Annotated in this window: 8 protein-coding genes; 4 read left to right on the top strand and 4 right to left on the bottom strand. The window is 65.8% G+C overall.

The genetic code is table 11. From position 1 onward, the window contains the following. Positions 1-62: 62 nt before the first annotated feature. Complete coding sequence (locus HMP09_RS04745) at positions 63-839, top strand: alpha/beta fold hydrolase (protein WP_176499416.1); 777 nt, start codon at positions 63-65, stop codon at positions 837-839. Positions 840-1,079: 240 nt separating this feature from the next. On the opposite strand, the gene HMP09_RS04740 is transcribed toward HMP09_RS04745, so the two are convergent. From HMP09_RS04740 to HMP09_RS04730, 3 genes are all read right to left on the bottom strand, one after another. Beyond that, a complete protein-coding gene (locus HMP09_RS04740) occupies positions 1,080-1,580 on the bottom strand; it encodes a hypothetical protein (RefSeq protein WP_176499415.1) in 501 nt (166 codons plus the stop codon). A 77-nt stretch (positions 1,581-1,657) separates the two neighbouring features. After that, positions 1,658-3,109 carry an AMP nucleosidase gene (locus tag HMP09_RS04735; protein WP_176499414.1) on the bottom strand — a complete coding sequence of 484 codons (1,452 nt, stop codon included), beginning with the start codon at positions 3,107-3,109 and terminating at the stop codon, positions 1,658-1,660. A gap of 185 nt (positions 3,110-3,294) precedes the next feature. Beyond that, positions 3,295-3,774, bottom strand: a complete 480-nt coding sequence (locus HMP09_RS04730) for a peroxiredoxin (RefSeq protein ID WP_176499413.1) — start codon at positions 3,772-3,774, stop codon at positions 3,295-3,297. Between the two features lie 109 nt (positions 3,775-3,883). Here HMP09_RS04730 and HMP09_RS04725 point away from each other — a divergent pair, with 109 nt between their 5' ends. Both HMP09_RS04725 and ahcY read left to right on the top strand, forming a co-directional pair. Then, positions 3,884-4,444, top strand: coding sequence for a YqgE/AlgH family protein (locus tag HMP09_RS04725; RefSeq protein ID WP_176499412.1), 561 nt, complete (start codon positions 3,884-3,886; stop codon positions 4,442-4,444). Between the two features lie 223 nt (positions 4,445-4,667). Then, the gene (gene ahcY, locus HMP09_RS04720; RefSeq protein ID WP_176499411.1) at positions 4,668-6,089 is read left to right on the top strand and encodes an adenosylhomocysteinase; all 1,422 of its coding nucleotides are present in this window, start codon (positions 4,668-4,670) and stop codon (positions 6,087-6,089) included. Positions 6,090-6,477: 388 nt separating this feature from the next. Here the strand turns inward: ahcY and HMP09_RS04715 are convergent, their stop codons facing one another. Next, on the bottom strand, positions 6,478-9,519 hold the full coding sequence (locus HMP09_RS04715) for a TonB-dependent receptor plug domain-containing protein (protein WP_176499410.1): 3,042 nt from the start codon (positions 9,517-9,519) through the stop codon (positions 6,478-6,480). 315 nt (positions 9,520-9,834) lie between these two features. Here HMP09_RS04715 and HMP09_RS04710 point away from each other — a divergent pair, with 315 nt between their 5' ends. Next, on the top strand, positions 9,835-12,210 hold the full coding sequence (locus HMP09_RS04710) for a PAS domain-containing sensor histidine kinase (protein ID WP_176499409.1): 2,376 nt from the start codon (positions 9,835-9,837) through the stop codon (positions 12,208-12,210). Positions 12,211-12,259 lie beyond the last annotated feature (49 nt).

The following is a 12,259-nucleotide window of genomic DNA, read 5'->3' as shown; positions in this document are numbered from 1 at the left end:
GCAGCGCGGAAAGGCGCGCGGGTTGACTTGAGCGGCGGTGGCTACGAATTGGCGGCGAACCAATGCAGGATGTGACCGTGGCCAGCACCCCGAGCGATACCCAGTTTTTCGAAAGCTTCGACGGCACGCGGTTGGCGTGGCGCGAAGTCGGCGAGGGGCGCGCGGTGGTGCTCATCCACGGCTATTTCTCCGACGCGAAAACCAACTGGATCCGCTACGGCCACGCCGCGAAGATCGCCGCCAAGGGCTTCCGGGTGATCATGCCGGACCTGCGCGCGCACGGCGACAGCGACAAGCCGCATGGGCTGGAGGCGTATCCGGCGGATGCGCTGACGCAGGACGGCCATGCGCTGATCGCGCACCTGGGGCTGACGGATTATGACCTTGGCGGCTATTCGCTGGGTGCGCGGACCACGTCGCGGATGCTGGCGACGGGGGCGACACCGCGGCGGGTGATCTTCTCCGGCATGGGTCTCGAAGGGCTGACCCAGACGTCGCGGCGCGCCGGCCATTTTCGGAATATCCTGACCAAGCTCGGACAGCATGTGCAGGGCACGCCGGAGTGGCTTGCCGAGGCGTTCCTGAAAACCACCGGGGGCGATCCCGTCGCGTTGCTCGGCATCCTCGAGACCTTCGTCGACACGCCGCTGGAGTCCGTGAAGGCGATCCAGCAGCCGACCTTGGTGGTGTGCGGCGGGGAGGATCGGGACAATGGTTCGGCACCGGACCTGGCCGCGATCCTGCCGCATGGGACGTATGTCGAGACTCCCGGCGGCCATATGAGTGCTGTGGTGAAGCCGGAGCTCGGCCAGGCGATCGCGGACTTCCTCGCGCGCTGAGGTTTGCTCCCTTTGGGTTCACCTGCGAAGGCGAGGGGGCGGGGTTTACGTCATGGCCGTGGTTTGAGCTGGGCCCCCGCCTCCGCGGGGGAACGGGAGAGGGCGGTACTCCCCATTTTTCACCACCCCGGCGAAGGCCGGGGTCTAGTTGGGGGACGGCGGTAAAGACGCGATGCGATTACCCACCCAAGACGTTCCAACTGGCCCCCGGCCTTTGCAGGGTGGTGAGGTAGAAGCGGTTTACTCGGGGACCGTCCCCGGATCGGCGATGCCGGCGTCGAACGACTTCGAAGAGTCCGTCCCGTCGGCCTGATGCGCATGCTTGCCTTTCGGCTTGAGCGGAGCCCTGGGCGTACTGCCCCGCAACGTCAGGAGCGCGCCCACTGCCGCGCTCGCGACGGCAACGGTGCTGAAAATCGCGGCGGCACCCCATCTGCCGCGAGTCTTTTCCGGCGGCTTGGCAGCCACGACCGGCGCGGTCGCCTTGCGCGCCGGAACCGGGCGGGGGGTAGCGCGCTTGGTCGAGCGTGGCTTTGGCGTAGGCTTGGCTGCGGGCTTTAGCGTCGCGGCAGCCACAGGTTTGTCCGAGAGCGGTTTCGCAGCCGGCACGGACTTGGAAGCAACCGGCTTCGTCGACGACGTCGCCGCCGGAGCCGCCTTCGGCGCGCTGGTCTTGCGCGGCGCGCGGCGGCGCGTGATGGGCTTCTTTGCTTCCGTATCGGGCGTGTCGGTGTCGGCCACGGCTATATTCCCTCAGCAATGATTCCGGAAGCGTAACGCATTCCCGCACGATCCGCTCCGGTTTTTACCGGAACGCCTTATCGGAATGGCGGCTCGTCGAACGCACGCAGCTTGCGGCTATGCAGCTTGGCACCCTCGAGGCGGAGCTGTTCGCACGTCTCGATCCCAATCCGCAGATGCTCGCTGATCGCGCGCTCGTAGAAGCGGTTGGCCTGGCCCGGCAGCTTCAGCTCGCCGTGGAGCGGCTTGTCCGAGACGCACAGCAGCGTGCCGTAGGGCACGCGGAAGCGATAGCCCTGCGCGGCGATCGTCGCCGATTCCATGTCGATGCCGACCGCGCGCGACAGCGAGAAACGGAGTGCGGACTTCGAATAGCGCAGTTCCCAGTTGCGATCGTCGGTGGTGACGATCGTGCCGGTGCGCAGGCGGCGCTTGAGTTCTTCGCCCGACTGGCCGGAGACGATCTCGGCGGCCTTGGCCATCGCGACCTGGACTTCGGCGATCGCCGGCACGGGGATTTCGGGCGGCAGGACGTCGTCGAGGACGTGGTCGTCGCGCAGATAGGCGTGCGCAAGGACGTAGTCGCCGATCCGCTGGCTGGGGCGCAGACCGCCGCAATGGCCGATCATCAGCCACGCCTCGGGGCGGAGCACCGCGAGATGGTCGCAGATCGTCTTCGCGTTCGACGGGCCGACGCCGATGTTGACCAGCGTAATGCCGGTGCGGTCGTCCGCCATCAGGTGATAGGCGGGCATCTGGTGGCGGCGCCAGGCGCTGTCGGAGATGATCTTGTCGATGTCGTCGCCCGACGAGATCGTGATCCCGCCCGCGCCCGACAGGCTGGTGAAGCGGCTAGGCGTTCCATCAGCTTTGGGCCCAAGCTGTGTCCCGGCCCAGCGGACGAACTCGTCGACATAGCGGTGATAGTTGGTGAACAGCACGAAGCGCTGCGCGTGCTCGGCGGGCGTGCCCATGTAATGGCGCAGGCGCGCGAGACTGAAATCGGTGCGCAGGCCGTCGAACAGCGCGAGCGGGCGCGTATCGTCCTGCGCGACCCAAATACCGTCGGCGATCTCATCGCCGATATGCGCGAGCTCGGTGGCGGGGAAGTGGCGCGACAATTCGGTGGCGGATACTTCGTCGAGGCTCAGCGCGTGACCGGGTTCGATCACATAGGGAAACGGGATTTCCTGGCGGCCTTCGACGGCTTCGACGGTGACGTCGTAATCCTCGATCAGCAAGGTGAGCTGTTCGATCAGATATTCGGCGAAGATCGCAGGTTTGGTGACGCTGATCTTGTACTCGCCGGGCGTGACCATGCGGCCGAACGAGCGCAGCGGGGTGGGACGGTCGACGCCGCCCTTATAGGTCAGCCGGATCTCGGGATAGGCGAACGAGCCATCGGTGCGGCTGACCGGATCGGGGACGGTGCCGTCCGCGATATAGGCGCTCATGGCCTGTTGGAGGCGGTCGACGGAGGCGCGGTAGAGGCGGTCGAGGTCGGCGACGAGGTCGGATGCGAGTGTCATCGCGCAGTGTTAGGTGGCGGAGGTTACGGTGGCAAGACTGCGGCTTTTTCAAATCCTCCCCCGCCAGGGGGAGGTGTCGCCGAAGGTGACGGAGGGGGCGGACACGGAACCGAGGTTTCCTTTTCCTCCCCCTCCGTCTGGCGAAGGCCAGCCACCTCCCCCTGGCGGGGGAGGATTCAAAGAGGTCAGATCTCGCTGAGCAGGTGCTCGGCCGAGCTCACCTTGAACTCACCGGGGGCCTCGACGTTGAGCTGCTCGACGACGCCGTCGTTGACGAGCATCGAGTAACGCTGGCTGCGCGTGCCCATGCCGAAGCCCGAGCCGTCCATCGTCAGCCCGACAGCCTTGGCGAAATCGCCGTTGCCGTCCGCGAGCATCGTGATGTCGCCGGCGCCCGCCGACTTGCCCCAGGCGCCCATCACGAACGCGTCGTTGACCGAGACGCAGGCGATCTCGTCGATGCCCTTGGCCTTCAGCTCGGCTTCCTTCTCTACGAAGCCGGGAAGGTGCTTGGCCGAGCAGGTCGGCGTGAACGCGCCGGGAACCGCGAACAGCGCGACCTTGCGGCCCTTGAAGAAGCTGTCGGTATCGACCTGGTCGGGGCCGTCTGCCGTTGCCTTGACGAGGGTGGTGGTGGGAAGCCGGTCGCCGACGCTGATCGTCATCTGAAATCTCCTGTCGCCGCGCGGTGGTCGCGCGCGAGCCGTACCTTGGACTCAGGCGTACGTATTTCAAGCGTGGCGGGCGCCCGTCTGCGCCGCTATGTTCCAACGCATGGACAAGACGGCCTTTCTTTCCGGACAATTCCTGCTCGCGATGCCGGGGATGAGCGACCCGCGCTTTGCCCGCGCGGTGATCGCGATGTGCAGCCATGACGAGAATGGCGCGATCGGCATCGGGCTGGGGGCGACGATCGACGGGCTTGGCTTCCACGACCTGCTCGAACAGTTCGGGATCGCGCCCGGCGACGCGCCCAACGCACCGGTGCATTTCGGCGGCCCGGTCGAGCCGCGCCGCGGGTTCGTGGTGCACTCGTCCGACTGGGGCGGCCAGGATAGCGTCGACGTCGCCGGGCGGTGGAAGCTGTCGAGCACGGTCGACGTGCTGCGCGCGATCGCCGAGGGGCGCGGGCCGTCGCAGTGGGTGGTGGCGCTGGGCTATGCCGGCTGGGATGCCGGCCAGTTGGAGGGCGAGCTCTCGCGGCCGGGCTGGTTCAACGTGGTCGGCGACACCGGCCTGCTGTTCGATACCGATGCCGACGACCGCTGGACGCACGCGTTCGCGCAGGCCGGGGTCGATCCTCGGTTGCTGGTGGCGGAGACGGGGCGGGCCTGACGCTTCCGTTCTCCTGCGAATGCAGGAGCCCAGGGTAAAGAACGCTGTCCTGCTTGGTCCTGGGCTCCTGCGTTCGCAGGAGAACACGAGTAAGCAGCGCGCCCAACCCAACATATAAAGATATCTTTATATTTGATTTGAACCCTCCGATCCCCTACAGGGCACGGCATCCGGCACGGGCATGAGGCTCGCCGATCAAAGATTATTCCCAGGAGATATCCTCGTGGCCACCACGCTAGAGCGCGCGAAGACCGATTACGTCGTCGCCGACATCAGCCTCGCCGATTTCGGCCGCGCCGAGATCAACATCGCCGAGACCGAGATGCCCGGCCTCATGTCCTTGCGCACCGAGTTCGGTCCGTCGCAGCCGCTCAAGGGCGCGCGCATCACCGGGTCGCTGCACATGACGATCCAGACCGCGGTGCTGATCGAGACGCTGACCGCGCTCGGCGCCGACGTCCGCTGGGCGACGTGCAACATCTTCTCGACGCAGGACCATGCCGCCGCAGCGATCGCCGCCACCGGCGTGCCGGTGTTCGCGATCAAGGGCGAGAGCCTCGCGGATTACTGGAACTATGTCGGCGACATCTTCTCGTGGGATCGCGACGTAGAGGGCCAGACCGCCAACATCATCCTCGATGACGGTGGCGACGCGACGATGTTCGCGCTCTGGGGCGCCAAGCTCGAAGCCGGCCACACGATGCCCGAGCCCGAGAACGAGGAAGAGGTCGAGATGCAGCGTGCGCTGAAGGCGTATGTCGCGAAGAACCCCGGCTACCTCACCGAGACGGTCAAGAACCTGAAGGGCGTCTCGGAAGAGACCACCACGGGCGTTCACCGCCTCTACGAGATCGCGAAGAAGGGCGAGCTGCCGTTCCCGGCGATCAACGTCAACGACTCGGTCACCAAGTCGAAGTTCGACAATCTGTACGGCTGCAAGGAATCGCTGGTCGACGCGATCCGTCGCGCGACCGACGTCATGCTCGCCGGCAAGGTCGCCTGCGTCGCCGGCTTCGGTGACGTCGGCAAGGGCTCGGCGCAGTCGCTCCGCAACGGCGGCGCGCGCGTGATGGTCACCGAAGTCGATCCGATCTGCGCCTTGCAGGCGGCGATGGAGGGCTTCGAGGTCGTGACGATGGAAGAGGCCGTCAGCCGCGCGGATATCTTCTGCACCGCGACCGGCAACGCCGACGTCATCACCGCCGATCACATGAAGGCGATGAAGCCGATGTCGATCGTCTGCAACATCGGTCACTTCGACTCGGAGATCCAGATCGCCGCGCTGTCGAACTACGACTGGACCGAAGTGAAGCCCGGCACCGACCTGGTGAAGTTCCCGGACGGCAAGCAGATCATCATCCTGGCGAAGGGTCGCCTCGTGAACCTCGGCTGCGCCACCGGCCACCCGTCGTTCGTCATGTCGGCCTCGTTCACCAACCAGACGCTCGCGCAGATCGAACTCTGGACGAAGGGCGAGAACTACAAGAACGAAGTGTACGTCCTGCCAAAGCACCTCGACGAGAAGGTCGCGATGCTCCACCTTGAGAAGCTCGGCGTGAAGCTGTCAAAGCTCTCCGACAAGCAGGCCGGCTACATCGGCGTGCCGGTCGAGGGGCCGTTCAAGCCGGACCATTACCGCTACTGATCGTTCGCACGATCGCTGCGTAAAGGGCCGCGTTCACCATCCGGTGGGCGCGGCCTTTTTGCGTCCGGGCTAGCTAGCTTGCGGATGACCAAGTGGGTGTTCACGCAAATGCGCAAAGCAGGGAAAGGAGGCATGCAGGCAGGCAGCGCTGCAGGCGATACCAACCGAAAGCGAAGCCGCCAGTATGCCAAGGACGAGCGGATCGATTGTCGGCCTCGTCGCCTTCGCGCCTTCGCGTTAATTCCAATTCGTCGAAGTCCACCGGTATTGGCGCGATGACATCGCGGTGGACGCTCGATCGCTACACCGCATTACCCGGTCGGCCGTCCAGAACAAAAAAAAAGGGAGCCGCTTCCGGCTCCCTTCCTAGGATGATCGTGCGGAGGGATCAGAAGTTGATCCGGACACCCGCATAATAGCGACGGCCGAGCGCATCGTACGTGCCGGCATCGGTATCCTGACCTGCCGACGCGCCGATGTCGGCGAGATAGGGGGGCTTATTGTTCAACAGGTTTGACCCACCGATATAGAATTCGAACCCGTCGTTGGTCTGGAAACGGATCTGCGAGTCGAGGTAAAATTGCGGACGCACACGGTAGAGCGGATTGGTACCCGGGCGGGCACCGGTCAGCTGATCGTCCAGGCTGGCCTGGCTGATCCAGGTACCCGTCATCGTGAGGCCGACGCCGTCGATGTCGTAGGACGCATTGGTCGTGAACCGGTCACGCGATGCGCCGATCTCGCCGGCGAAATAATCGCGATCGGCTTCGGGTAGCGGTACGGTGTAGCCCGAGATCAGATGGGTGTATGAACCGCGCAGCCCGAGCGTGCCGGCAAGACCGATATCGGTCAGGTCCTGGCGATAGGTGATGACCGTATCGATGCCTTGAGTCTTCACGCCGCCGCTGTTGAGGAAGCTGTTGGTCAGCTGGTCCAGCGACCCTGCGCTGTTCGGCCCCAATGGACCTGCGCGGCGCGTGATCTGGCTGCAATAGTCCGTGGCACCTTGCTCGTAGCACTGGTTCAGGATGTACTGCAGAGGCGTCTGGACAATCGCATCCTTGATACGGATGTTGAAGTAATCGACCGTGACGACCAGATTGCGCAGAGCCCGGATCGAACGCGGGTTGATGACGACGCCTGCGGTGAAGGAATCGCCCTTCTCTTCATTCAGGTTTGGGTTGCCTCCGCCGAAGCTTGTGACGCCTTGGACGTCGGCTTGGTTCGCGGTGAACTTGCCACCATTGGCGGCAATGTTCGCCAGCACGCCAGGTGCCGCGCGGCAAGAGGCGCCGAGCGTGCCCGCCGTCGTGGCGGTCACGCCGATGCAGGGATCGTTGACGCTCGGGAAGTCCTGCTGCGGCGCCTGGAACAGCTCGTTGATGTTCGGTGCACGGACTGAACGCGCCTGCATCACCCGAAAGCGGATGTCGTCGATCGGTGCCCATTCACCGCCAAAATTATAGCTGTAGGTGGTGCCCACGGTCGAATAGTCGGACACCCGGATCGCGCCGCGGACGCTGAGCGACTGGAAGAATGGACGATCCTGAACGATCGGCGCGACGACTTCGGCGAACCCTTCCCAGAGATGGAAGCGACCGGCGGTGGACGGCAGCGCGTTGTTACCGTTCAGGCCCTGCTGCGTGAGCAGATCGAAGTCGTTGCGGCTGCTCTCGCGACGATATTCGGTGCCGACGCTAAACCCGATTGGGTCCGCACCGAACAACGAGAACAGCTTGCCCGATACGTTGCCGCCGGCAACCGTCTGAGTCACCTTTGTGCTAAGCGTAGTTGGCACGGCGAGATACGACGCCGCCGGCGAGAGCGCGCCTGCGCCATAGATGTTTGCCGGTACGCAGCCTGCGGCGCGTGCCGCGGGGTCAGCACAGACGATCTGGCCGGTTGCCGGATCTTGGTACGAGTTCAGCGCCTGGAAGAAGTTCGCCGTGTTGAACTGACCGCTGCCGATCTGGTCTTCCTTGGTCTGCCCGTAGATGCCGTACACTTCGTAGTTGAAGCGATCGTCCAGGAACTTGCCGTTCGCGCCACCCGCGATGCGGAAGACGTCACGGGTGACGCTGCTGGTGCGCGCGCCGAAATCGGAGAGGCGGCGGTCGAAGTAGATGTCCTTCAGGCCATCGCCGTCAGTGTCAGTCGCCGCGTTGAAGATCGCGGTCGGCACATAGGGGTTGCGATAGGTGATGCCGCCGACGACCGTCTGGATCGGGATCTGACCCGAATTGCGCGGGTTGCTGAAGGTCGAATCGAGCGGGAAGGGCTCGATCACCGTGCTGACCTTGGTCTTCGCGTAATTGCCTTCGAGAAACAGGTTCAGGGCCGGGGCGACTTCGAAATTGGCGCGTCCCGCAGCGACATACCGCTCGACGGGGACGGCGAGGTAGCGGAAGCTCGACCGGTTGAAGCCGTCCGGACCCGCGGCGGTGCCATCGGCGTTGGCGCAACCTGCGGTGCCATTGGTCGAAACGCAGTCACGCAGCGCGCCGTCCTGGCCATAGGTGAAGGTGCTGTCGCCGGCGTAATAGCGGCCCTGCGGTGCAAAGCCCGACAGATACGGCCGCTCGGGGGTGAACAGGTCAGCGTCGTTGCCCGTTACATAGGCGCCGCGGCTGGTGGAGTCGACCGCGCTGGAACCGGCTTCGGTATAGCGGTCGCGCTTCAAGACGGTGCCCTGCTTGGAATAGCCGCCGAATAGCATGATGTTGCCGCGACCGTCGGCGAAGTTCTTGCCGACCAGCCCGTTGAGCTGGCGGTCAAAGCCGTCGCCATATTGCGACATGCCAACTTGACCGTCGAGCTGGACGCCGTCGAACTTGGTTTTGTAGATCATGTTGACGACGCCGGCGACCGCGTCCGAGCCATAGACCGCAGATGCGCCGCCCGTGAGGACGTCGACCCGCTCGAGGAACTGGGTCGGGATGACGTTCAGATCAACCGCGTTGCTGCCAGGCAGGCCCGAAACGAAGCGGCGGCCGTTGACTAGCACCAGTGTGCGGTCATCGCCGAGATTCCGCAGGTTTACCGTCGCAATGCCGGCGCCTTGCGTTGCAAAGCTCGAATTCGTGCGGCTGACGCCGGGCGTGCCGAATGCCGGGTTCTGGAGCAGCACGTCTTGGACGTTGATCACGCCCGACTGCTGGATCTGCGTGATGCCGACGCTCTGCAGCGGCGAGGCGGCGGTCGCGGATGGCGACGCGATGCGCGAACCCGTTACGACGATATCGCCCGCGGGCGCTTCGGTTTGCGGTGCAGCTTGCGGCGCAGCGGTCGCCTGATCGACGGGCGGCTGCGATACCATCGGGTCGGTGGCGGGCGCTTCCGTCGGGGCAACCTGAGCAACTGCAGGAGCGGCGAGGGCAACGGCACCCACGAACAACGTCGTGGCGAGCAAACGGCGGCGATATGTTTGCATTCTAGTGAAGTCCTGGCTTGCGGTTCGGGCGAAACGACAAGGAGGCTGTCGTTCGTCAATGCGAGACTGCCTAGAGCTGGGACATGACTTCTGCCATTATCTTGCGGTAGGCCGCGAACGATTATTGCGTAGTGTTTCTTCCTTGCAACAGTTTGGCAACGTTGGAGACATTGGCGATGGGGGCCGCATGCCGAACGGCTGCGGGGGCAGACAGAAGTCGGAAATACGGGTGCCATTTGCCATCTGTCTTTCCCATCGGCATCGGGGCGCTTAGACGGGGGAGATGATCTCGCTCCGTCTCTTATTCGCTCCACGATGATCACGCTCGGCCTCGGAGCGGCAGTGCTGACGGGCGCGCTTTTGCTGATGCTGGTCGCTACCGGCGGCATTCTCGTTTTCCTTGGCCTGCGCGCGCGTGTTGATGCGGCGGGAGTATTGGAGACCAGCAAGCAGTTGCAGACGGTCCTCGATGGGTCGCCGGCGCTCGTCACAGTGATCCGCTCGGGCGGGCGGATCGAGATGACGCAGCGGATGGCGGACTGGTTGGGGCTGGAGGCGCCGCCGCGGTCGATCGCCGAGCTTGCGGCCGGCGGCACGGGGCTGTCCCCCGACGATGCGGCGCGGCTGATCGCCGACGTCACGGCGGCGCAGCGGTCGGGTCGGGCGTTCGTGCGGTCGGTGCGGTTGCAGGGCTCGACGCGGGCGATCACGTTTCGGGGTGGACGCGCGCCCGGCGAGATGGGGGCGACCGGGGCGGTGCTGCTCTGGGCGTTCGATGCGACCGACAGCGAGGCGGAGATTGCGCGGCTCGGCGCCGAGACCAACCGGTTGGGATCGGCGTATGACTCGCTGACCGGGCTGATCGAGGCGGCACCGATGCCGATGTGGTACCGCGCGACCGACCTGCGGCTGGCAATGGTGAACTCGGCCTATGTCGACGCGGTCGAGGGGCGCGATGCGGCGGATGTCGTCGCGCGCGGCCTGGAACTGGTCGAGGGCTCGGGTCGCGGCGGGCCTCTCGCGGGTGCCGCGCTGGCGCGCGAGCAGGGACGGCCGCATCAGCAGGTCCTGCCGGCGACGATCGACGGCGCGCGGCGGTCGTTGCAGATCTACGACGTGCCGTTGCCGAGCGGCGGGGTCGCCGGGTTCGCGATCGATATCGAGGAACTGGAGCAGGCGCGATCGGGGGCGAAACGCTTTGCCGAGGCGCAGCGCGCGATGCTCGACCGCCTGTCCGCCGGCGTGGCGCAGTTCGGCGGCGATCGCTCGCTCGTGTTCTGCAACCAGCCGTTCCGACGTATGTTCGCGATGCGCAGCGAATGGCTCGCAGACCGGCCCGAGTTCGACCGCGTGCTGGAGCGGATGCGCGAGGCGAACCGGTTGCCCGAGGTGCGGGACTTCCCCAGCTGGAAGGCGGAGCGGCGCGACTGGTTCATGCAGACCGGCGGGGCGCAGGGCGGCTCGCCGGGCGGCGGCGCGATGGAGGAGAACTGGCACCTGCGCGGTGGAACGCACCTCCGCGTGGTCGCGCAGCCGCTGCCCGATGGTGGCCTGTTGCTGATCTTCGAGGATCGCACCGAGCAGGTCCAGCTCGCCAGCGCGCGCGACACGCTGCTGCGGGTGCGCACGGCGACGTTCGACAACCTGTTCGAGGCACTGGGTGTGTTTGCGGCGGATGGCCGGTTGCAGCTTTGGAACAACCGGTTCCGGCTGCTTTGGGGGCTGGAGGAAGAGTTCCTCGCCTCGCACCCGCGTGTCGATGCGTTTGCCGAGGCGGCGGGGGGCAAGTTGCTCACCCCCGGCCGCTCGGCGCTGATCCCCGATCTGGTGCGCTCCGCGACGGTCGAGCGACAGCAGCGCGGCGGGCGCGTCGCGTTTGCCGACGGGCGCCATTTCGAGTTCGCCGGTGTGCCGCTGCCCGATGGGAACGCGCTGTTCACGATGCTCGACATCACCGACAGCCGCCGTGCGGAGCAGGCGCTGCGGGACCGTGCGGATGCGCTGGAGGCGGCCGACAAGGTGAAGACCGCGTTCGTCGCGAACATGAGCTACGAATTGCGCACGCCGCTGACGTCGATCAGCGGGTTCGCGGAGATGCTGCACGGCGGGTATGCGGGCGCGATGACGCCGCAGGCCGAGGGCTATGTCGGGGCGATCCTGGAGTCCGTCGAGCGGCTCGGGTTGCTGGTCGACGACGTGCTCGACCTGACGCGCGCGGAGAGCGACCGCGCGGAGACGGATCGCAGCGACGTCGATCTGGCCACCACGGTGCGTGCGGCGGCGGAGACGATCCTGCCGTCGGCCAAGCGGCGCAAGCTCGACTTCGCGGTCGAGGTGGCGCGGTCGACGGGGCGGGTGAACGGCAATCCGAAGCGGTTGAAGGAGGTCGTCGAGCATCTGCTGCGGCATGCGGTGGCGGCGACGCAGGATGGCGGGCGCGTGCTACTGCACACCGACGGCAATGCGACCTCGGCGCGGATCGTGGTGTCGGACGACGGGGTGGGGATGGATGCGGAGGCGGTGGCGCATGCGTTCGACCGGTTTGCGGAGTCGAAGCCGATGGGGGATCGGGCGCTGGGACTCGGGCTGCCTTTGGCCAAGCAGTTCGTGGAAGCGCATGGCGGGACGATCGAACTGGTGTCGGAGCCTGGGGCGGGCACGCTGATCACCGTCGAATTGCCGCGGCGATGAGCGCGCAACTTCTGCTCCCTCTCCCCTGCGGGGAGAGGGTCGGGGTGAG

The sequence above is a fragment of the Sphingomonas sp. HMP9 genome (genome assembly GCF_013374115.1).
Taxonomy (GTDB): domain Bacteria; phylum Pseudomonadota; class Alphaproteobacteria; order Sphingomonadales; family Sphingomonadaceae; genus Sphingomonas.
Note: the sequence above shows the minus strand (reverse complement) of the source record. Positions and strands in the feature narration are given on the sequence as shown.

Coding starts and splice junctions, on each gene's coding strand:
- HMP09_RS04745 (WP_176499416.1), top strand. CDS start 63: ATGCAGGATGTGACCGTGGCCAGCACCCCGAGCGATACCCAGTTTTTC.
- HMP09_RS04735 (WP_176499414.1), bottom strand. CDS start 3,109: ATGACACTCGCATCCGACCTCGTCGCCGACCTCGACCGCCTCTACCGC.
- HMP09_RS04730 (WP_176499413.1), bottom strand. CDS start 3,774: ATGACGATCAGCGTCGGCGACCGGCTTCCCACCACCACCCTCGTCAAG.
- HMP09_RS04725 (WP_176499412.1), top strand. CDS start 3,884: ATGGACAAGACGGCCTTTCTTTCCGGACAATTCCTGCTCGCGATGCCG.
- HMP09_RS04715 (WP_176499410.1), bottom strand. CDS start 9,519: ATGCAAACATATCGCCGCCGTTTGCTCGCCACGACGTTGTTCGTGGGT.
- HMP09_RS04710 (WP_176499409.1), top strand. CDS start 9,835: ATGATCACGCTCGGCCTCGGAGCGGCAGTGCTGACGGGCGCGCTTTTG.